The 20,621-nt window shown below is 68.1% G+C and carries 16 protein-coding genes; 6 read left to right on the top strand and 10 right to left on the bottom strand.

Annotated elements, in window-relative coordinates; all coding sequences use genetic code 11:
• Positions 1-214: 214 nt before the first annotated feature.
• Complete coding sequence (locus AC1DQK_RS04860) at positions 215-652, bottom strand: DUF983 domain-containing protein (RefSeq protein WP_477867981.1); 438 nt, start codon at positions 650-652, stop codon at positions 215-217.
• A gap of 80 nt (positions 653-732) precedes the next feature.
• On the opposite strand from AC1DQK_RS04860, the gene AC1DQK_RS04855 reads away from it, so the two are divergent.
• Entirely contained in the window at positions 733-2,094 is a 1,362-nt protein-coding gene (locus tag AC1DQK_RS04855) for an aminotransferase-like domain-containing protein (protein ID WP_477867979.1), read from the top strand.
• Here the strand turns inward: AC1DQK_RS04855 and AC1DQK_RS04850 are convergent.
• Positions 2,084-2,653 carry a hypothetical protein gene (locus tag AC1DQK_RS04850; protein ID WP_477867977.1) on the bottom strand — a complete coding sequence of 190 codons (570 nt, stop codon included), beginning with the start codon at positions 2,651-2,653 and terminating at the stop codon, positions 2,084-2,086. The two genes, AC1DQK_RS04855 and AC1DQK_RS04850, sit on opposite strands and share 11 nt — an antisense overlap.
• Positions 2,654-2,762: 109 nt before the next feature.
• The gene (gene mutS / locus AC1DQK_RS04845; RefSeq protein ID WP_477869228.1) at positions 2,763-5,360 is read right to left on the bottom strand and encodes a DNA mismatch repair protein MutS; all 2,598 of its coding nucleotides are present in this window, start codon (positions 5,358-5,360) and stop codon (positions 2,763-2,765) included.
• Between the two features lie 154 nt (positions 5,361-5,514).
• Here mutS and AC1DQK_RS04840 point away from each other — a divergent pair, with 154 nt between their 5' ends.
• Entirely contained in the window at positions 5,515-7,779 is a 2,265-nt protein-coding gene (locus AC1DQK_RS04840) for an NADP-dependent malic enzyme (protein WP_477867975.1), read from the top strand.
• A gap of 43 nt (positions 7,780-7,822) precedes the next feature.
• Here the strand turns inward: AC1DQK_RS04840 and AC1DQK_RS04835 are convergent, their stop codons facing one another.
• Positions 7,823-8,542 (bottom strand): hypothetical protein, encoded by a 720-nt coding sequence (locus tag AC1DQK_RS04835; protein ID WP_477867973.1) that lies wholly within the window; start codon positions 8,540-8,542, stop codon positions 7,823-7,825.
• 130 nt (positions 8,543-8,672) lie between these two features.
• Here AC1DQK_RS04835 and recF point away from each other — a divergent pair, with 130 nt between their 5' ends.
• Entirely contained in the window at positions 8,673-9,743 is a 1,071-nt protein-coding gene (gene recF / locus AC1DQK_RS04830; RefSeq protein WP_477867971.1) for a DNA replication/repair protein RecF, read from the top strand.
• 247 nt (positions 9,744-9,990) lie between these two features.
• Entirely contained in the window at positions 9,991-12,486 is a 2,496-nt protein-coding gene (gyrB, locus tag AC1DQK_RS04825; protein WP_477867969.1) for a DNA topoisomerase (ATP-hydrolyzing) subunit B, read from the top strand.
• 119 nt (positions 12,487-12,605) lie between these two features.
• On the opposite strand, the gene AC1DQK_RS04820 is transcribed toward gyrB, so the two are convergent.
• Positions 12,606-13,544, bottom strand: a complete 939-nt coding sequence (locus AC1DQK_RS04820; protein WP_477867967.1) for an RDD family protein — start codon at positions 13,542-13,544, stop codon at positions 12,606-12,608.
• A gap of 120 nt (positions 13,545-13,664) precedes the next feature.
• Between AC1DQK_RS04820 and AC1DQK_RS04815 the strand changes: the two genes are divergently transcribed.
• On the top strand, positions 13,665-14,132 hold the full coding sequence (locus tag AC1DQK_RS04815; protein WP_477867965.1) for a YaiI/YqxD family protein: 468 nt from the start codon (positions 13,665-13,667) through the stop codon (positions 14,130-14,132).
• Positions 14,133-14,144: 12 nt separating this feature from the next.
• Here AC1DQK_RS04815 and pepN read toward each other — a convergent pair whose 3' ends face one another.
• A complete protein-coding gene (gene pepN, locus AC1DQK_RS04810; protein WP_477867963.1) occupies positions 14,145-16,742 on the bottom strand; it encodes an aminopeptidase N in 2,598 nt (865 codons plus the stop codon).
• Positions 16,743-16,814: 72 nt separating this feature from the next.
• On the opposite strand from pepN, the gene AC1DQK_RS04805 reads away from it, so the two are divergent.
• Positions 16,815-17,597, top strand: coding sequence for a Rossmann-fold NAD(P)-binding domain-containing protein (locus tag AC1DQK_RS04805; protein ID WP_477867961.1), 783 nt, complete (start codon positions 16,815-16,817; stop codon positions 17,595-17,597).
• 151 nt (positions 17,598-17,748) lie between these two features.
• On the opposite strand, the gene AC1DQK_RS04800 is transcribed toward AC1DQK_RS04805, so the two are convergent.
• From AC1DQK_RS04800 to AC1DQK_RS04785, 4 genes are all read right to left on the bottom strand, one after another.
• Positions 17,749-18,318, bottom strand: coding sequence for an LptA/OstA family protein (locus AC1DQK_RS04800; RefSeq protein WP_477867959.1), 570 nt, complete (start codon positions 18,316-18,318; stop codon positions 17,749-17,751).
• Between the two features lie 8 nt (positions 18,319-18,326).
• Positions 18,327-18,965, bottom strand: coding sequence for an LPS export ABC transporter periplasmic protein LptC (gene lptC / locus AC1DQK_RS04795; RefSeq protein ID WP_477867957.1), 639 nt, complete (start codon positions 18,963-18,965; stop codon positions 18,327-18,329).
• A complete protein-coding gene (locus AC1DQK_RS04790; protein ID WP_477867955.1) occupies positions 18,958-19,575 on the bottom strand; it encodes a ribonuclease D in 618 nt (205 codons plus the stop codon). The genes lptC and AC1DQK_RS04790 overlap by 8 nt, the downstream gene beginning before the upstream one ends.
• A 67-nt stretch (positions 19,576-19,642) precedes the next feature.
• On the bottom strand, positions 19,643-20,383 hold the full coding sequence (locus AC1DQK_RS04785; RefSeq protein ID WP_477867953.1) for a TerC family protein: 741 nt from the start codon (positions 20,381-20,383) through the stop codon (positions 19,643-19,645).
• Positions 20,384-20,621: the final 238 nt, after the last annotated feature.

Raw genomic sequence — 20,621 nt, 5'->3', positions numbered from 1 at the left:
CGATGCCGATCGAGCCTACGCAGACGGCCGGTTATACTCAACCGAACATCGTGACCGATGTGGAGGGATTTCCCCGGATCCCACGGCCAACGCCGCGCCGCACCGCTTGTCCCGCAGCAGCAGGATCACCTGCGCGCTCAGCATTCCTCGCCGGCCAGGCGGCGTGCGAGCGCCGGGCGGCGGTGCGCAGGTCGGCGACGGCGCCGCGCCGTATTCACGGCCGGCGCCTCGGCATCACCGTGGGGCCGTCGGCGCCATAGGGATACCAGGGCCGGCTGATCTGCCCCTCCCCGGCCTTGAAGAAATATTGGCTGCAGACCAGCCAGCCCTTGAGCGGCCGCAGCGGCGCTATGCAGGTGACGAGCAGCAGCGGCACCGATGTCGCGAGCTGGACCCACAGCGGCGGGCTCGCCCAGATCTCCAGCATCAGCGCGAACAACACCGCCGGGATGCAGCCGAAGCAGATCACGAAGAAAGCCGGGCCGTCGGCGGGGTCGGCGAAGTCGTAGCTCAGCCCGCACGCGTCGCAGCCCTTGGCCAGGGCGAGGAACCCCTCGAACAGGCGTCCCTGGCCGCAGCGTGGGCAGCGGCCGCGCAGGCCGGTGCGAATCGGCTCCAGCCTTGGCCATTGCTTTTCGATCAGTTGGGGCATGACGCGACTCCTATCGGCCTTGGCCCTTCAGCTAGGACATTGTATGGGCAACACAACCATACATAACGGCGGTGCCCTCCATGCAAAGCTGGCTCGAACGGCTGCCCGAGACCGGCGGCCCCAAATATCTCGCCATCGCCGATGCCATCGAGCAGGCGATACGGAGCGGCGGCCTGCGGCCCGGCGAGCGCCTGCCGCCGCAGCGCGCATTGGCCGGGTCGCTCGGGGTCGACCTCACCACCATCACCCGCGCCTATGGAATCGCCCGCGATGCCGGGCTGATCGAAGGGGCCGGCCGGCTGGGCAGCTATGTCCGCAACAGCACCGCCCTGCCGCTCGCCGACCTGACCGGCGACAACGGCATGATCATGCCGCCGCAGCCGGGATCGGCGCTGCTGCCGACGGCGATGCGCGACGGGCTGGTCAAGCTGTTGCGCGCCGGCGGCCAATCGCCGCTGCTGCAATATCAGCCAAGCGGCGGCGCGATCCGCGACCGGCAGGAGGCGGCGCGCGCGTTGACCGGGCGCGGCATGGCAACGACGGAGGATATGGCGATCGTCACCGCCGGCGGGCAGAATGCGCTCCATGCGATCCTCGGCACGGTGCTGGCGCCCGGCGATATCGTCTGCGCCGGCCAGGCGACCTATCCCGGCATGCTCGCGCTGGCCCGGCGGTTCGGGCTGGCCGTGCAGGCGCTGGGCGGCGACGCGGAAGGCGTCGATCCCGACGCGGTCGAGCAGGCCGCGCGGCAGGGCGCCAGGGCGCTGTACGTCGTTCCGACCAATGACAATCCCACCACGGCGACGCTCGGCCTTGAGCGCCGCCACGCGATCGCCGCGGCGGCGCGCCGCCACGGGCTGCTGCTGATCGAGGACGATGCCTATGGATTGTTGCCGGCCGCGCCGCTGCCACCGCTGGCCAGCCTCGCGCCCGAGCTGAGCTGGCATATCGCCAGCGTATCGAAAATCATATCGCCGGTGCTGCGGGTCGCGCATGTCCGCGCGCCCTCGGTCGAGGCTGCGCGGCGCTTGATCGCCGACATCCATGAGACGGCGATCATGCCGCCCCCGCTCAATGCGGCGCTGATCACGTTATGGCTGCGCGACGGCCTGTTCGCCGAACTGATCGGCAAGGTGCGCGACGAGGGCGTCGCGCGACAGCGTATCGCAGCGCCGTGGCTCTCCGGCCTCGACTATGCCGCCCATCCCGAGGGCTATCATATCTGGCTGCGGCTGCCGGCCGGGATCGACCCCGCCGGCCTCGCCGCGCGAATCCGCTCCGAGGGCCTGTCGATCGTCCCGGGTTCCGCCTTCGCGGTGGACCCGGCCGCGGCCGGGCCGGCGGTCCGCATCTCGATCGGCGGCGCGCTCGATCACCTGCGCCTCGGTCGCGCGTTCGAACGGCTACGCGCCGCCGTGGGTAGAGCTGCCGTCACTGCATGACCGGCTCGCGCGGCCGGTCGAGACGCGACAGCGCGCGGTCGATTCCACTGAGCGCCCGGTCGCGCTCTGCATCGGTCAGCCCGCGTGCCGCGGCGATGGTGGCGCGGACATCGATCAGCGCCATGCGGACATAGGATGGTACGGCGCGCATCTCATGCGACATCCCGGCCAATGCTTCGCGGCGCGCTTCGGCAGCCTCGAGCAGCGCCTCACGCCGTTCCTCAACGGCTTCGCGGGCGGCCTCGCGGGCCTCGGCGCGCGCCTCGGCGACCGCCTCCTCGATCTCGGCGCGATCGGCGGCGCTGAGCCCGCCATGGCGAACCGCGTCAGGGGCGGCGGGCGGTGCGGGCCGGGTCGGCGGCGACGGGGGAGCGGGTGGTGTCAAGGCAATCACGGGTGCGGGCGGGACCGGGGGTGTCGCGGGAGCCCGCGGCACCGGTGCGGCATAAGGCGCGGTCGGCGCCGCGGCGGAGAGGGCGACGGCGGCACCGCCGATCGCGAGTGCGGCTAGCGCAGCGCCTGTCGCCAGGCGGCGTGCTGCGGGCAGGGGCGTGCTCATATCGATCCTCCGATCTGCGGGTCGGCGGCAGGATCGGCGGCGCAGGCCGGAGCGGCAACGCGGTTTCGATGAACCTACGAGCGGGTTGGACCAACGGGCGGCGGCACGGTCATGTCCCGGCCTCGCGCGCGATCGCCTTCAGGCGATAGACCAGTTCGAGCGCCTCGCGCGGCGACAGCGCATCGGCGTCGACGGATTCGATCTCCTGCCGCAGCGGATCGGGTGCCGGCTCCTCGGCCTGGGCCGCCGCGGCGAACAGCGGCAGATCGTCCAGCCCCGCCGCCAGCCCGCCGGTCGCGGCCTTGCCCGCCTCGAGTTTCCTGAGCACCTCGCGCGCGCGCGCCAGCACCGGTGGCGACAGGCCGGCGAGCTTGGCGACGGCAATGCCGTAGCTGCGATCGGCCGGCCCCTTGGCGAGCTCGTGCAGCAGCACCAGCTCGCCCTTCCATTCGCGCGCGCGGACATGGTGCAGCGACAGCCCGTCGAGCCGCTCGGCGAGGCGGGTCAGCTCGTGATAATGGGTGGCGAACAGGCACCGGCATTTGTTGATGTCGTGCACCGCCTCGACCACCGCCCAGGCGATGGCTAGGCCGTCATAGGTCGATGTGCCGCGCCCGACCTCGTCGAGGATGACGAAGCTGCGCTCGGTCGCTTGTGCAAGAATTGCTGCGGTCTCGACCATCTCGACCATGAAGGTCGACCGTCCGCGCGCGAGGTTGTCCGAGGCGCCGACCCGGCTGAACAGCCGGTCGACGATGCCGAGCCGCGCGCCCGCCGCGGGCACCGGACTGCCGGCCTGGGCGAGGATCGCGATAGCGGCATTCTGGCGCAGGAAGGTCGACTTGCCGCCCATGTTCGGGCCCGTCACCAGCCACAGCCGCTCCTGTTCGGACAAGCAGCAATCATTGGCGACGAAGCGCGATCCCTGCGCGGCGACCGCCGCCTCGACCACGGGATGCCGCCCGCCGCGGACGTCGAAGCAGCTGTGCGTTTCGAAATGCGGCCGGGTCCAACCGCCCTCCACGGCGCGCTCGGCGAGCCCCGCCGCGACGTCGAGCCGCGCGAGCGCGTCCGCGGTCGCAGCAATGGGTGCGGTGCGCGCCAATGCTGCACCGACAAGCTCCTCCAGATGCGCGGCTTCCGCGGCGAGCGCATGCGCTCCCGACTGGCCGACCCGCATCGCCTGTTCGTGCAGGTCGGGCGCGTTGAAGCGCACCACCCCGGCGAGCGTCTGGCGGTGGGTGAAGCCCGAATCCGCCGCCATCAGCGGATCGGCATGCCTGGCCTGGACCTCGATATGATAGCCGAGGACGCCATTGTGGCGGATGCGCAGCGAGGCGACGCCGGTTTCGGCGCGGTAGCGCGCCTCGAGCGCGGCGATCGCCTTGCGCCCTTCGCCGCCCTGGCCGCGCAGCACGTCCAATGCCGCATCATAGCCTTCGGCGATATAGCCGCCCTGCGCCGCATCGATCGGCGGGGTGGCGACCAGCGCGCGCCGGAGCAGGCCGACCAGTTGATCATGGCCGACCAGTGCGGGGAGCAGGCTCGCCAGCAGGCCCGGCATCGGCTCCGCCTGCTGCAGCATGGCGTGCAGCATTATTGCCTGTTCTAGCCCTTCGCGCAGCTGGCCGAGATCGCGCGGGCTGCCACGGCCGGCGACCAGCCGCCCGAGCGCGCGGCCGATGTCGGGCAGGGCGCGCAGCGCCGCGCGCAACCGCTCGCGCACCGCGCCGTCCCCTTCGAACAAGGCGACGAGGTCGAGCCGCTGGATGATCGCGGCAACGTCGGTGAGGGGCGCCGACAGGTCCGCGCCGAGCAGCCGTGCGCCCGCGCCGGTCACGGTGCGGTCGACTGCATCGAGCAGGCTGCCCTTGCGCCCGCCGCCTTGCGAGACGGTGATCTCCAGGCTTTCGCGGGTCGCGGCGTCGATCATCATATGATCGGCCACGACGCGGCGGCGTGGCGGCTGGAGGAAGGGCAGGCTGCCCTGCCCCGCCCGGTCGAGATAGGCGATCAGGGCGCCCGCCGCGGCCAGTTCGGCGCGGCCGAAGGCACCGAAGCCGTCGAGCGTCGCCACGCCGAGCAGCCGCTTCAGCCGTTCCTCGCCGCGCGCCGAATCGAAATGCTCGCGCGGCCAGGGCACCGCTCCGGCGGGGCTATCCTCGAACGCCTCTGGGACGACGATCTCGGCGGCGGCGAGCCGCGCCAGTTCGGCATCGAGGGCGGACGGCAGCAGCGCCGCGATCTCGAAGCGGCCGGTCGAGATGTCCGCCGCGGCGATCCCCAGCCGGCGGTCCGCACCCTGCCCCGCGCTCGCCACCGCAACCAGCCAGTTGGCAGCGCGGGCATCGAGCAAGGCTTCCTCGGTCAGGGTGCCGGCGGTCACGACCCGGACGATCGCCCGTCCGACCAGCGCCTTGGAACCGCCGCGCTTCTTGGCCTCGGCGGGACTCTCCGTCTGCTCGGCGATGGCGACGCGGTGTCCCGCCTTGATCAGCCGCGCCAGATAGCCCTCGGCGGCATGGACCGGAACGCCGCACATCGGGATCGGCGCGCCGTCATGCTCGCCGCGCGCGGTGAGCGCGATGTCGAGGCTGGCCGAGGCGATCCTGGCATCGTCGAAGAACAGCTCGAAGAAATCGCCCATCCGGTAGAAGAGCAGGCAATCCTCGGCCGCGGCCTTGAGCGCGAGATATTGCGCCATCATCGGGGTGGTCGCCGGGCTCGCCGGCGGATGCGCCGGGGCCGTATCGATTTTTGCGTTTTGCGCCATGATCCGGCTGATAGCGGCTTGTCGACTCCCCGGCCATGCCCCACAAGCGTCGCGGGCAGACAAGAAGCCACCGAGGGGGCAGAATCAGATGAGCAACGACAGCAGGGTGCAGTTTTCGGACCGCGAGGCGCTCTTCTTCCACTCGACCGGCCGGCCCGGCAAGATCGAGATCGTCGCCACCAAGCCGATGGCGACGCAGCGCGACCTCAGCCTCGCTTATTCCCCCGGCGTCGCGGTGCCGGTGAAGGCGATCGCCGCCGATCCCGCGACCGCTTATGACTATACCGCCAAGGGCAATCTGGTCGCGGTCATCTCGAACGGCACCGCGATCCTCGGCCTGGGCAATCTCGGCGCGCTCGCCTCGAAGCCGGTGATGGAAGGCAAGGCCGTCCTCTTCAAGCGCTTCGCCGACGTCGATTCGATCGACATCGAGCTGAACACCGAGGATCCCGAAGCCTTCATCAACGCGGTGGCGCTGATGGAGCCGAGCTTCGGGGGCATCAACCTGGAAGACATCAAGGCGCCCGAATGCTTCATCATCGAGCAGGCGCTCAAGGAGCGGATGAACATCCCGGTGATGCATGACGACCAGCACGGCACGGCGATGATCGCCGCCGCGGGTCTCATCAACGCCGCCTTCCTGACCAAGCGCGACCTCAAGGACATGAACGTCGTCGTCAACGGCGCCGGCGCCGCCGCGATCGCCTGCACCGAGCTGGTCAAGGCGGTCGGCGTCTCGCCCGACAAGGTGCTGCTGTGCGACTCCAAGGGCGTCGTCTACCAGGGCCGCACCGAAGGCATGAACCAGTGGAAATCGGCCCACGCCACCAAGACCGACAAGCGCACCCTGGCCGAGGCGGTCGACGGCGCCGACGTGTTCCTGGGCCTGTCGGTCAAGGGCGCGCTGACGCCCGAGATGGTCAGGACGATGGCGCCGCATCCGATCATCTTCGCGATGGCCAATCCCGATCCCGAGATCCTGCCGCCCGATGCCAAGGCGGTGCGCGACGACGTGATCGTCGCGACCGGCCGGTCGGACTTCCCGAACCAGGTCAACAACGTGCTCGGCTTCCCCTTCATCTTCCGCGGCGCGCTCGACGTGCGCGCGACCGGCATCAACCAGGAGATGAAGATCGCCGCCGCCCGCGCGCTCGCCGAGCTCGCCCGCGAGCAGGTGCCCGAGGAGGTTGCCGCGGCCTATGGCGGCGCCGCGCCGCGTTTCGGCCGCGACTATATCATTCCGGCGCCGTTCGATCCGCGGCTTATGGAGATCATCCCCGCGGCGGTTGCCCAGGCCGCGATGGACACCGGTGTCGCCCGCAAGCCGATCCTCGACATGGCCGCCTATAAGGACAGCCTGAAGGCGCGGCTCAACCCGACCACCTCGGTGCTGACGCTCGCATCGGAAACGGCGCGCGCCCATCCCAAGCGCGTCGTCTTCGCCGAGGCGGAGGAGGAGGTGGTGCTGCGCGCCGCGATCCAGTTCAAGAATCTCGGCTATGGCACCCCGGTGCTGGTCGGGCGCGACGACGTCCCCGACAAGCTGCGCGCGCTCGGCGTCGACGATCCCGAGAGCTACGAGCTGCACAACAGCCGCAACTCGCCGCTGATCGAGCGCATGGTGGACTATCTCTACGACCGGCTGAAGCGCCGCGGCACGCTGCGCCGCGAGGTCGAGGCGATGGTCAACCAGGATCGCAACATCTTCGGTTCGCTGCTGCTCGCGCTCGGCGAGGCCGATGCGATGGTGACCGGCACCACCCGCACCTATAGCGGCACCTTCCGCCAGATCCGCCGCGTGCTCGATCCGGTCGAGGGCAAGAAGCCGTGCGGCATCCACCTGTTCGTCGGACAGAGCCACACCACCTTCATCGCCGACACCACCGTCACCGAACGCCCGTCGGCGGTCGAACTGGCCGACATCGCCGAGGCGACCGCCGCGGTCGCACGGCGCATGGGCCATGAGCCGCGCGTCGCCTTCCTGAGCTATTCGACCTTCGGCAACCCACCGGGCAACTGGCTCGAGACGGTGCGCGGCGCGGTAAGCCTGCTCGACGAGCGCGGCGCGAGCTTCGAGTATGAGGGCGAAATGGCGCCAGACGCGGCGCTCAACCCGTCGATCATGAAGCTCTATCCGTTCAACCGCCTGTCGGCGCCCGCCAATGTGCTGGTGATGCCGGGCCTGCAGTCGGCCAACATCTCGGCCAAGCTGCTGCGCGAACTCGGCCGCGGCTCGATGATCGGGCCGATGCTGGTCGGCATGGAAAAACCGGTCCAGATCGCGACGATGTCCTCGACCGCCGCCGAGCTGCTGACGCTGGCGATCCTGGCCGCCGCCGGCATCGCGCACTGATTCCGTTCGCCCCTCTTCCGCGCGGAGAGGGGCTGCCGGGCTGCTATTTCTTCTCCATCGACAGCTTCATCGCCGCCACCAGCTGCTGCACCGTCTGCGGCTGCGCCGGGAGGCGGAAATAGGCCGCCGGGAAGGCCGCCTTGCCGGCCAGGTTGAGCCGGAAACGGCCGCCGACGTCGATCGGCGTGCCCAGCGCGAAGATCGCGCGGGTCTCGGCGATCATCTCGGGCGCCATCGCCCCGATCAGCGGCGCGGCCGGAACCAGCGCCGCGTTCATGAACTGCTCCAGCGCCGCGCCGACCGGCTTCAGCTCGGGATCCTCGCTGATCAGATAGTCGGTGGCCTTGTCGGGGTTGCTGCTGTCGAGCCCTTTGACATGATAGACGCGCCCGTCGCGGCCGCCGGCGCTGCCCGCCTCGCCCGCCTCGATCGCCAGCCGGGTCGTCGGCATCGCCGCGGCCGGCTGGTCGAACAGCCCCTTGAAGATCGGCGGCAGGACCTTGTCGATGGCGGTGGCGACATCGGCCAACCGGGCCACGGTCGGCTTTCCGCCCTCGATGTCGACGATGTAGAACTGGCCGTCGATCAGCAGCCCATAATCCTCGCTCCCGACCTCCGCGATCCGCGCATCGCCATTGTCGAACACATCGATCTGGAGCTGCTTGGCCTTGCCGATGTCGACATAGACCGCGCGCAACCCGGCATCGGCGGGGTTGGCGATCCCCATTATCGTGGCTGCGGCCAACATTGCGATGCGACGCATCCACCCACCCCCATCGTCACCCCGGCGAAGGCCGGGATCTCACTGCCTCACCGACATTAGAGGCAGCGAAACGGAAGAGAAGGGAGATTCCGGCTTTCGCTGGAATGACGAGCTGGGCAACAAGGTGGCGATGACCGTTGCCCGCCTGATGCTAACCGACTTCCGCTCCTATCCCTCGGCGACGATCGCGGCGGGCGCGGGGTTCGTCGTGCTGACCGGCGAGAATGGCGCGGGCAAGACCAACATACTCGAAGCCATATCGATGCTCGGCCCGGGCCGGGGCCTGCGCGGCGCGGCGCTGGGCGAGATGGCGCGCGAGGGCGGCCCCGGCGGCTTCTCGGTCGCGGCCGAACTCGGCGCCGGGGTGCGCATCGGCACCGGCACCAGCGCCGGCGCGCCCGATCGCCGGCAGGTGCGGGTCAACGGCGCGACCGCATCGGCGGCCTCGCTCGGCGAATGGATGTCGCTGCTGTGGCTGACCCCGGCGATGGACCGGCTGTTCACCGAGGGCGCCGAGGGGCGGCGGCGCTTCCTCGACCGGCTGGTGTTCGCGATCGAGCCCGGCCATGCCCATCATGCCAGCCGCTACGACGCGGCGATGCGGGCGCGCAACAAGCTGCTGGGGCAGGACGGCCGTCCCGACATGGCCTGGCTCGAGGCACTCGAAGCCCAGATGGCCGACCATGGCGCAATGATCGCCGAAGCCCGCGCCCGCACCGTCGCCGCGCTGGCAGAGCGCATCGCCCATGAGCCGGACGCCCCCTTTGCCCGGGCGGCACTGGCGATCGAGGGCTGGACGCCCAGCGCCGCGCCGCTTGCCGACGAATTGCGCCAGGGCCGCGCACGCGATGCCGCGGCGGGGCGGACGCTGGCCGGCCCGCACCGCCAGGACCTCGCCGTCGTGCACGCCGCCAAGGCGCAGCCCGCCGCGCGCGCCTCGACCGGCGAGCAGAAGGCGCTGCTGCTCGGCATTGTCCTCGCCCATGCCGATCTGGTCGCCGGGCGGCGTGGCAGCCGGCCGGTGCTGCTGATGGACGAGATTGCCGCGCATCTCGATCCGCTGCGCCGCGCCGCGTTGTTCGAGCGGCTGGCGGCGAGCGGGGGCCAGATCTGGCTGACCGGCACCGAGCGCGCGCTGTTCGACGGGATCGGCGACGCCACCTGGCTGACGGTGCGCGCGGGCGTGGTGGAGATCGTTTGAAACCACATGCGTTTCCGATCGTCATGCTGAACTTGTTTCAGCATCCACTCGGCAGCCTGGAGGGCGTTCCCGTGGCGCGGTGGATCCTGAAACAAGTTCAGGATGACGCTGGCAGCAGAATTCACAGCTTCACCCCCTGGCGGGCTGCCGGCCAGACTCTCACGCCCAGCCGATCATATCCGCCGCGCAACCGATGCCGAACGCCATCAGACCGCTTTTTGTTGGGTTTTGTGACGGCCGTCGCTATATGCTCGGCATGACGAGCGAAAACGAAAACACCCCGAACACCAACAGCTATGGCGCCGATTCGATCAAGGTCCTCAAGGGCCTCGATGCGGTTCGCAAACGGCCCGGCATGTATATCGGCGATACCGACGACGGATCGGGTCTCCACCACATGGTGTTCGAGGTTTCGGACAACGCCATCGACGAGGCGCTGGCCGGCCATTGCGACCGGATCATCATCACGCTGAACCCCGACGGCTCGGTGTCGGTCGAGGATAATGGCCGCGGCATTCCGACCGGCATCCACTCGGAAGAGGGCGTTTCCGCCGCCGAAGTGATCATGACCCAGCTCCACGCCGGCGGGAAGTTCGACAACACCAACGACGCCAACGCCTACAAGGTCTCGGGCGGCCTGCACGGTGTCGGCGTGTCGGTGGTCAACGCGCTGTCCGACGTGCTCGACCTGACGATCTGGCGCGACGATCTCGAACATTACATGCAGTTCGCGCGCGGCGACGCGGTCGCCCCGCTCAAGGTCGTCGGCCCCGCCAACGGCAAGAAGGGCACCAAGGTCACCTTCCTGCCCTCCGCCGATACCTTCAAGATCACCGAGTTCGATTTCGACAAGCTCGAGCATCGCTATCGCGAGCTCGCCTTCCTCAATTCGGGCGTGCGGTTGTTCCTGGTCGACGAGCGCCATGCCGAGCGCAAGGAGGTCGAGCTGTTCTACGAGGGCGGGATCGCCGCCTTCGTCAGATATCTCGATCGCACCAAGGTGCCGCTGATGCCCGATCCGGTCGCGATCAACGGCCAGCGCGACGATGTCGGCATCGATGTCGCGCTCGAATGGAACGACAGCTATTATGAGCAGGTCCTCTGCTTCACCAACAACATCCCGCAGCGCGATGGCGGCACCCATCTCGCCGCGTTCCGCGCCGCGCTGACCCGGACGCTCAACAATTATGCCGAGAAGTCGGGCGCGCTGAAGAAGGAGAAGGTCAGCCTCACCGGCGACGACATGCGCGAGGGCCTGACCGCGATCGTCTCGGTCAAGCTGCCCGACCCCAAATTCTCGTCGCAGACCAAGGACAAGCTGGTCTCCTCCGAAGTCCGCCAGCCGCTCGAAAGCCTGATGGCCGACAAGCTCGCCGAGTGGCTCGAGGAAAACCCGCATCATGCCCGCTCGATCGTCCAGAAGGTGATCGACGCCGCCGCCGCGCGCGAGGCCGCCAAGAAGGCGCGCGAGCTGACCCGGCGCAAGGGAGTGATGGACATCGCCTCGCTGCCCGGCAAGCTGGCCGACTGCCAGGAGCGCGATCCGAGCAAATGCGAACTGTTCCTGGTCGAGGGTGACTCGGCCGGCGGCTCGGCCAAGCAGGGTCGCGACCGTGTCTATCAGGCGATCCTGCCGCTCAAGGGCAAGATCCTCAATGTCGAGCGCGCCCGCTTCGATCGCATGCTGTCCTCCAAGGAGGTCGGCACGCTGATCCAGGCGATGGGCACAGGCATCGGCCGCGACGACTTCAACCTCGAAAAGCTGCGCTATCACAAGATCGTGATCATGACCGACGCAGACGTCGACGGCGCGCATATCCGCACGCTGCTGCTCACCTTCTTCTATCGGCACATGAAGCCGATCATCGAGGCGGGCCATCTCTATATCGCCCAGCCGCCGCTCTATAAGGTCACCAAGGGCCGCTCCGAAGTCTACCTCAAGGACGATGCCGCGCTCGACGAATATCTCGTCACCGCGGGGCTCGGGCTGATGGTGCTCGAGACTGCGGGCGGGGCGCGTTCGGGCGACGACCTGCGCCAGCTGGTCGAACATGCCCGGCGGATGCGCTCGCTGATGCGCTTCGTGCCGCGCCGCTACGATCCGGTGATCATCGAGGCACTGTCGCTGACGGGCGCGCTGGACCCGGCCGCCGACGAAGCCGGGCACCGCGCCGCCGCCGGCAAGATCGCCGCGTGGATGGGCCGGATCGATCCCGAGGCAGCCTGGTCCGGCGACGTGTCCGAAGAGGGCGGCTATCATCTGCGCCGGCTGTGGCGCGGCGTGACCGATCACCACATCATCGACGCCGCCTTCATCCGTTCCGCCGAGGCGCGCAAGCTCCACGCCCTCTCCGCCGAACAGGCCGAAGCCTATGGCGCGACCGCCCGGCTGGTGGCGATCAAGAGCGCGGCAGCAGCAGCCGCGGCGGACGAGGACGAGGACGCCCCGATCGTCGATACCAAGGGCACTGCGATCAACCAGCCGTCCGACCTGCTCGACGCGATCCTTGCGGCGGGTCGCAAGGGCATGTCGGTCTCGCGCTACAAGGGCCTCGGCGAAATGAACGCCGAACAACTCTGGCAGACCACGCTCGATCCCGCCAACCGCGCGATGCTGCAGGTCGAGGTCGAGCAGGCCGACGTCGCCGACGAGATCTTCACCCGGCTGATGGGCGACGTGGTCGAACCGCGCCGCGAGTTCATCCAGGAAAATGCGCTGAACGTCGCCAATCTGGACGTTTGAAGCTCTTTATTGGATCACACATACACAGGCGGCATTAGCGGTGACCCGGCAGATGTCGGGCCGCTTGTGCGATGCGCGCCGATAAGCGACGAGTCCGGCCGGTTCGCCAATATCGCGGATCAGGGGCAGTCCGCGGGGGCGACGCGATAATCCTGTTCCACCCGCCCGTCGATACGCTGATAAAGATGCCGGACGGGCAGGTTCGTATCGCGAAAAGCCTTCATTCCTGGGCTGCAATAGGTCGCCTTCAGCCTGGGCGCGATAGCGTCTAGGCCGGTGATTTCGCTATCCTTCACCGGCGAAGCATCGCGATGGACCAGCGTGTAGGAGAACAACATCTCATCCTGTTCCGCCGCATAGGTGACGCGGTCGAGCCGGGTGACGTCATCGATGAAGGTCGGCAGGCCCTTGTTGAGCATGGGAAGGGCCGCCTGGATTTCCGCCGCCCGCATGTCGGGTGCCTTGGCCTTCATCGTTTCGCCCGCCAAAAGGCTGCCGACGACAATGCCGACCACCAGTACGCCGGTGATGAAAGTTCGGATGATGTTGCTGCCGCGCTCGTAGACGCGCGTGCCGAGCTCCTCGTCCCAACTGGTGGGCTGGAAATTGCTGACCCGCTGATAGCCGTTGCTATAGCCCACCAGCACCAGGATCGGCAAACCCAGCATGAAACCGCGCAGATAGACGAGCAGGTTCCGGCGGACCGCCTGCCCCAGGCTAAGCATGCCATGGTCGAGCGTTTCCACCCTGATGCCGGCGATCGCCTTGCCCGGCGTGGTGCCGATCACGCTTTGATTCAGCGCGTCGATCAGCAAGGCAAAGGGCAGGGTCACCAGGCCGAGCAGATAATCGCCGAGCCGGCCGGAAAATATCGGCTGGTCCGTCACGGCGGGAGCGACGAGGCCGAGCGCCCCGCCCAGCACCAGTGACAGGAGATAATAATCGAATATCCGTGCACAAAACCGCGCCCAGGGCCAGGCTTCGGCGACATAATCATCCTGCTCCTCGATGGCGGCAGTCGGCACATCGTCGGCCGCCACGGCGCTGTCCCCGGTCATTTTGCTTCCCCTCATTCCCCGCTTGAGACTAAGCGGAAGCATGTCGACGCATCAACCTTGGCGAAGCCGGCGAACTACCAATCGCATCCAATCTGGTGTTCGGTCAGGCGCCGACGAGCGATGAACGGCGCGCTCCGCATCCTGGTCGACGCCGACGCCTGCCCGGTGAAGGACGAGATCTACAAGGTCGCCTGGCGCCTCGAGGTGCCGGTGACGCTGGTCAGCAATTCGCACCTGCGCATCCCCGCGCATCCGTTGATTGACAAGGTGGTGGTCGGCAGCGGCTTCGATGCCGCCGATGACTGGATCGCCGAGGCCAGCGATGCCCGTTCGGTGGTGGTCACTGCCGATATCCTGCTCGCCGATCGCTGCCTGAAGGCCGGCGCGACGGTGATCTCGCCGACCGGCAAGCCGTTTACCGCCAATTCGATCGGCGCGGCGGTGGCGACCCGCGCGATCATGGCCGATCTGCGCGCCGGAGCAGTGGGCGACGGCATCGGCGGCCCCGCGCCCTTCGCCAAGACCGATCGGTCGCGTTTCCTGTCGGCGCTCGATGCCGCGCTGGTGCGATTGCGCCGCCAGGCCTGAAGCCGGCGGGAATTACGCCAGGCTCTTCGATACCTGCTCGAACACGTCCTTCGACAGGCCCGGCGTGTTCATCATCCGCTGCAACTCGGCCTTCATCAGCCTTGCGCGCGCTTCGTCGAAGCGGCGCCAGCGGCCGAGCGGGGGGACGAGCTTGGCCGCGGTCTGCGGATTGAGGCCATCGACCTTCAACAGCATGTCGGCCAGGAAGCGATAGCCGCGGCCACTCGCCTCGTGGAAGATCAGCTGATTGCCGGACATCGCGCCGACCACCGAGCGCAGCCGGTTCGGATTGGCAATGGTGAAGTCGGGATGGCGCACCAGTTCCTCGACGCGGTCGAGCGTATCGGGCCGGATCGAGAAGGCCTGGGTCGAGAACCATTTGTCCATCACCAGCCCATTGGCGCGGAAACGCTCGTAGAAGGCGGCGATGGCGATGTCCCGCTCCGGGGTCATGCTGTTGGCCAGAATGCCGAACGCGCCCTGGCGGTCGGTCATGTTATCGGCTGCGTCGAATTGCTTGAGCGCCAGCGCCGGCGCATCCTCCGCCCCGCTCGCCATGATGAAACCCAGCGCGATCGACCGCAGCCGGCGCGCGCCCTTGGCCTGCGGCGACAGCTCGAAGCGGTTCGCCTGGGTGCGGTCATAGGCGTGGCGCCACTCATCCTCCAGCGCGGCGCCCAGATCGCGGCGCAACGCTTCGCGGGCGCGGTGGATCGCGACCGGATCGACCATCGGCATCTGGTCGCCGATGAAGGATTCGGACGGCAGCAGCATCGTCTCGCCGATGAAGGCGAAGTCGAGCCGCGGGTCGGTCAGCGTGTTGCGCACCGCGTCGATCACCGGGCCGTGATCGGCCTCGCCGGTCGAAACGGCGGCGAGCATCGTGTCGACCATCAGCTGCTGCATCGCCTCGTAACGACCGAAGGGATCGTCGTCATGCGCGGACAGGAAGGCGAGATCGGCGGCGGAGCGGTCGGCGTCGATCACCACCGGCGCCGAAAAACCGCGGTTGATCGACAGCACCGGTCGCTCGGCGATGCCTTCGAACAAAATCTCGTGGCGGTCGCTGTCGAGCAGCACCAGCCGCTCTTCCTCGAACGGCTTGGCGCTGAGTTCGCCGAACAGCGATATCTTGAGCGGGATCAGCATCGGCTGCTTGTCGGGCTGGCCCGGCGTCGGCGGCACGGTTTGCTCCAGCGTCAGCAGCGCCCGCCCGCCGGCGGGCTCATGGGTCAGCGTGGCGCGGACGCGGGGGGTGCCGGCCTGCGAATACCATAGGCGGAACTGGGCCAGGTCGATGCCGCTCGCTTCCTCCATGGCCAGCACGAAATCCTCGCAGGTGGCGGCGGTGCCGTCATGGCGGGCGAAATAGAGGTCTGATCCTGCCCGGAATTTCTGCGGCCCCAGCAAGGTGTGGAGCATGCGGATCACCTCGGCGCCCTTGTTGTAGACGGTCGCGGTATAGAAGTTCGAAACCTCCATGTAGCTTTCCGGACGGATCGGATGCGCGAGCGGGCCGGCATCCTCGGGGAATTGCGCGGCGCGCAGCAGCCGGACATCCTCGATCCGCTTGACCGCGGCAGAGCCCTGGTCGGCGCTGAAGCACTGGTCGCGGAAGACGGTGAAGCCTTCCTTCAGCGACAGCTGGAACCAGTCGCGGCAGGTGACGCGGTTGCCCGACCAGTTGTGGAAATATTCATGGGCGACGACGCCCGAGACGCCGTCGTAATCGATGTCGGTGGCGGTGTCCGGATCGGCGAGGATATAGCGCGAATTGAAGATGTTGAGGCTCTTGTTCTCCATCGCCCCGAAGTTGAAATCGCTCACCGCGACGATGTTGTACTCGCCCAGGTCATATTCCAGGCCATAGACCCTCTCGTCCCACGCCATCGACGCCTTGAGTGCCGCCATCGCATGGCCGGTCTTGGGCAGGTCGCTCTCGACCACCCAGATGGCCAGCTTGACCTCGCGGCCGCTCTTGGTGGTGAAGCTGTCGACATTGGCGGCGAGGTCGGCCGCGACCAGCGCGAACAGATAGCTCGGCTTGGGAAAGGGATCGGTCCACTCGGCGAAGTGGCGGCCGCCGGGCATGCCGCCGCTCGCGGTCAGGTCGCCGTTCGACAGCAGCACCGGGAAGCGCGCCTTGTCGGCGTCCATGCGGACTCGATAGCGGCTCAGCACATCCGGCCTGTCGAGGAAGAAGGTCATCCGGCGGAAGCCCTCGGGCTCGCACTGGCTGCACAGATTGCCGCCCGAAGCGTAGAGCCCCATCAGCTGCAGGTTCGACTCCGGGCTGATCTCGACCTGGGTCTCGATGCTATGGGCATTGCCGGGCAGGTCGATCACGAGGTCGGCCCCGTCCATCCGCCAGGCATCGGCCTGCGATTCTCCATCGATCAGCACGACCAGCGGGGTGAGCCCGTCGCCGTACAGCCGCAACGGGTGGTTGTGCGATCCGTTGCGGGTCACCTCGAGCCGGCCCGTCACCCGGGTCCTGGCCGGGTCCAGCGAGAAATCGAGGAACACGTCCGGCATCAGCCAGTCGGGCTTGCGATAATCCGCGCGACGGATGACCGGGGGATTGGCGGCTGCGTTCTGGATGTCGAGCATGGCCACAGTCTAAGCCCCTCCGGTTGGACAAACAATGCTGCGGCGATCCGCAAACCTGTCTACAGCGACGCCATGGCGACATTTCTGATCTTCGGCCCCGGCTATACAGCATCGCACATATCAGCAGCCGTGCAAGGTCGTGGTTTCGTTGTCGAAACGGTTGGCCGTGCAGAGATCGAGCGGGGAGACCGGGTGCTCGCGGCGATCGGCCGAGCCAGCCATATCCTGTCTTCGGTGCCACCCGATGGCGACGGCGATCCGGTGCTCGCACGCTATGCGGCGGCGCTCTCACGCTGCCGCGCGACGTGGATCGGCTATCTGTCGTCGAGCGGCGTCTATGGCGATACCGGCGGCGCCTGGGTCGACGAAAGCGCGCCGATCGGCACCGGCCGGCGCGGCGCCCGCGCCGCCGCCGACCGCGCCTGGGCGGCGCTCCACCGCGAAGCCCGCATATTCCGGCTGCCCGGCATTTACGGCCCCGGCCGCTCGCCGCTCGACCGGGTGACGGCCGGCGCGGCGCATCGCATCGACCTGCCCGGACAGGTGTTCAGCCGCGTCCATGTCGATGACATCGTCGGCGGGGTGCTGGCCAGCCTGGAGCGGGGGTCGGCGGGCACGTATAATCTTGCCGACGACCTGCCGGTCGCCCAGAACCGGGTGATCGAGGCGGCGTGCGACCTGCTCGGCCTGCCCTATCCGCCGCTGCTGGCACTTGAAGACGCCGGCTTGTCGCCCGCCGCCCGCGCTTTTTATGGCGAGAACCGGCGCGTCGCCAATGGCAAGGCGAAACGCCTGCTCGGCTGGACGCCGCGCTACCCGGACTACCGCGCGGGGCTGCGGGCGTTGAGAGGCTAGGGTCTGTTTTGTTCGAGCTGAGCAAGACACCGCTCGTCCTGAGGAGCTACTGAGCTTGGCGAAGTGGCGTATCGAAGGACCGTCCTTCGATACGGGTCTTCGCCAAGCTCAGCCCCTACTCAGGATGAGCGGTTTACTTGAAAAAAGGGCGCTAGTTCTTGCTGGGCGCTGCCGCCGCACGGGGCGGGGGCGTGAAGCGGCCCGTCACGCGGCCGCCACCGCTGCCGCCGACCGCGCCGCCGTCGAGCGTGGCCAGGCCGGTATTCATATTGAGCACCATGCGGTTGCCGCGGGTCTCGCCCTGGCCGGGTCGCGACAGCACGACGCCGCCGATCATCGTGACGAGCCGGCTGCGCAGGTCATAGATGCCGAACTGGGCGCGCGCGGTTTCGGTGCGGCTCGTCAGGGTGACGCCGCCCGAGGCGTCCATGCGGGTGACCTGGGTCTGGTTGGCAGAGGTGTAGGCGATGGTGACGCGGCTGGCGCGCAGCCGCATGTCGCCCTGGGTGATGTCGACATTGCCGGTCAGCACCGCACGGTCGGCACGGTCCTGCAATTCGATCCGGTCCGCGGCGAAATCGACCGGGGCGCCGGCATCATGATTCTTGAGGGCGGACACGGCCTGCGCCGAAGCGGACGCCGCCGCCCCGGCGAGAAGCGCGACCAGCAGCGTTTTCGCCAGCACCGCACGCTGCATTCCATCGTTCCTTCCGCTCGTCATGTCGCCGCTCACTTGGCCCGCCGCTGGTCGATATGCAAGCGCGCGCGCCCCTCCAGCACAACCACCCTCGAGTTCAGATCGGCGGTGAAGCGGTCGCCTGAAAAGGTCCCGATGTTCATCCGTCCGTCGACCGGGCCCTTGCTCGCGGCGGTGCGGCTCTTGAGATCGATGCCGACGTCGCGCGTCTCGATGCGGTAGCCGTCCGCCGAGCGGAACAGCACCGGACCGTCGATCGCGACCTTTTCGCTGTCCATGTCGTAGCGGCCATGCCCGGCGTCGACCCGTGCCGGGCCATCCTCAAGCCGGATCGTCGCGGCGAGCTTCTGCAGCCGCACCACCGGATCGCGCGACGAGACCTGCACCGCCGAGGCGGCGTTGAGCTCGAAGGGCTGACCCTTCGAATCCTGGCCGCGATAGGTGGCGGCGGTGACGCGCATCCGCTCGCGCGCGACGTCGACCCGGTCCTTGGACAGCACGAAGCTGATGTCCCGGCCGACGGTGAGCGGCGCGAGGGCGAGCAGGATCACCAGCGCGACGATCGCCACCGGCAGGACCAGCCGCAGGATCGCGATGACGCGGTCATGGCTGCTGCCGGTCGCGGCCCAGAGCTGGCGTTCGCTCCTGGCGCGATCGGCCAGTTCAGACATGCGCGAAGATGTCGATCTCGGGCCAGCCGGCGAGATCGAGCTCGGCACGGGCGGGCAGGAAGTCGAAACAGGCCTGGGCCAGCGCCATGCGGCCCTCGCGGACCAGCCGCTCGTCGAGGATCGTGCGCATCGCATGGAGATAGCGCACGTCGGATGCGGCATAGTCCTTCTGCGCGTCGGACAGCTCGGCCGCGCCCCAGTCGGAGCTTTGCTGCTGCTTCGACACTTCCTGGCCGAGCAGCTCGCGGACCAGCTCCTTGAGGCCGTGGCGATCGGTATAGGTGCGGATCAGCCGCGACGCGGTCTTGGTGCAGTAGACCGGCGCGGCCACCACGCCGAGATAATGCTTGATCGCGGCGAGATCGAACCGCGCGAAATGGTAGAGCTTGATCCGTTCGGGATCGGCCAGGACGGCGCGCAGGTTCGGCGCGGCATAGTCGCTGCCGGCGGCGAAACGGACGAGATGCTCGTCGCCGCCGCCATCCGAGATCTGGACGAGGCACAGCCGGTCGCGCGGCGTGACCAGCCCCATCGTCTCGGTATCGACCGCAACCGGCCCGGGCGCGAGAACGCCTTCGGGCAGGTCCTCCTGGTGCAAATAAACTGTCATCGCGCCGCCTTAAGGCTCCGACGGGGGCAGGGCAAGAACCCCCGCGCCGGCGGCGCGCGCCACGGCGCTATTGCGCCCGCCTCCTGCGGGCCTTGCGCTGGACCATGTTCAGGCTTTCGACCAGCGCCGAGAAAGCCATCGCTGCATAGATATAGCCCTTCGGCACATGGACGCCGAAGCCCTCGGCGATCAGCGTCATGCCGATCATGAAGAGGAAGGCGAGCGCGAGCATCACCACCGTGGGATTCTTCTCGATGAAGCGCGACAGCGGGCCGGCCGCGGTCATCATCGCGCCGACGGCGGCGATCACGGCAATGAACATGATCGGGACATGATCGGTCATGCCGACCGCGGTGATGATCGAATCGATCGAGAAGACCAGGTCGAGCAGGATGATCTGGACGATCGCGGCACCGAAGCCGAGCCCGGCCCTCTTCGCGTCGAACATGTCGCCTTCGTCGTCATGGTCGACGTTGTGGTGGATCTCCTTGGTCGCCTTCCAGACCAGGAACAGGCCGCCTGCGATCAGGATCATGTCACGCCACGACAGCGGATGGCCGAACGCCTCGAACACCGGCCGCGTCAACGTGACGATGAAGGCGATCAGGCTGAGCAGCACCAGCCGCAGGCCCAGCGCGAGGCCGATGCCGATCATCCGGGCCCGCGCGCGATATTGCTCGGGCAGCTTGTTGGTGAGGATCGAGATGAAGATGAGGTTGTCGATGCCGAGCACCACCTCCATCGTCACCAGGGCGGCCAGCGCCGCCCAGTTGGCGGGGTCGGCGAAAATGGCGGCGAGATCGGGCATGATGTCCTTCAGGTCGTTCAGCGGGGGATAAGCCGGGAGTTTCGCCGGACGTCGGATACGTCCTGCGACTCGGCAAGCCCCTTGCGGCGAATCGTGCGCCAAGCGAAGCCGGGAACCGTGAGAAAACACGGTAACATTCTCGATCCGGCCTCACTTTCGGTCCTGTCGGCGTAACTTCGGGGGGCTATCGGCCGTGAAACCGCTCGCAGCCGGTCGCTAATTGCTTTATGGCTTATCT

Source organism: Rhizorhabdus sp. P4_G5 (assembly GCF_056401065.1).
This window is presented reverse-complemented; position numbering and strand designations above follow the sequence as displayed.

Bases quoted from the DNA above. Each gene is read 5' to 3' on its own strand.
- AC1DQK_RS04860 (WP_477867981.1), bottom strand. From the start codon at position 652: ATGCCCCAACTGATCGAAAAGCAATGGCCAAGGCTGGAGCCGATTCGC.
- AC1DQK_RS04855 (WP_477867979.1), top strand. From the start codon at position 733: ATGCAAAGCTGGCTCGAACGGCTGCCCGAGACCGGCGGCCCCAAATAT.
- AC1DQK_RS04850 (WP_477867977.1), bottom strand. From the start codon at position 2,653: ATGAGCACGCCCCTGCCCGCAGCACGCCGCCTGGCGACAGGCGCTGCG.
- mutS (WP_477869228.1), bottom strand. From the start codon at position 5,360: ATGATGGCGCAATATCTCGCGCTCAAGGCCGCGGCCGAGGATTGCCTG.
- AC1DQK_RS04840 (WP_477867975.1), top strand. From the start codon at position 5,515: ATGAGCAACGACAGCAGGGTGCAGTTTTCGGACCGCGAGGCGCTCTTC.
- AC1DQK_RS04835 (WP_477867973.1), bottom strand. From the start codon at position 8,542: ATGCGTCGCATCGCAATGTTGGCCGCAGCCACGATAATGGGGATCGCC.
- recF (WP_477867971.1), top strand. From the start codon at position 8,673: ATGACCGTTGCCCGCCTGATGCTAACCGACTTCCGCTCCTATCCCTCG.
- gyrB (WP_477867969.1), top strand. From the start codon at position 9,991: ATGCTCGGCATGACGAGCGAAAACGAAAACACCCCGAACACCAACAGC.
- AC1DQK_RS04820 (WP_477867967.1), bottom strand. From the start codon at position 13,544: ATGACCGGGGACAGCGCCGTGGCGGCCGACGATGTGCCGACTGCCGCC.
- AC1DQK_RS04815 (WP_477867965.1), top strand. From the start codon at position 13,665: ATGAACGGCGCGCTCCGCATCCTGGTCGACGCCGACGCCTGCCCGGTG.
- pepN (WP_477867963.1), bottom strand. From the start codon at position 16,742: ATGCTCGACATCCAGAACGCAGCCGCCAATCCCCCGGTCATCCGTCGC.
- AC1DQK_RS04805 (WP_477867961.1), top strand. From the start codon at position 16,815: ATGGCGACATTTCTGATCTTCGGCCCCGGCTATACAGCATCGCACATA.
- AC1DQK_RS04800 (WP_477867959.1), bottom strand. From the start codon at position 18,318: ATGACGAGCGGAAGGAACGATGGAATGCAGCGTGCGGTGCTGGCGAAA.
- lptC (WP_477867957.1), bottom strand. From the start codon at position 18,965: ATGTCTGAACTGGCCGATCGCGCCAGGAGCGAACGCCAGCTCTGGGCC.
- AC1DQK_RS04790 (WP_477867955.1), bottom strand. From the start codon at position 19,575: ATGACAGTTTATTTGCACCAGGAGGACCTGCCCGAAGGCGTTCTCGCG.
- AC1DQK_RS04785 (WP_477867953.1), bottom strand. From the start codon at position 20,383: ATGCCCGATCTCGCCGCCATTTTCGCCGACCCCGCCAACTGGGCGGCG.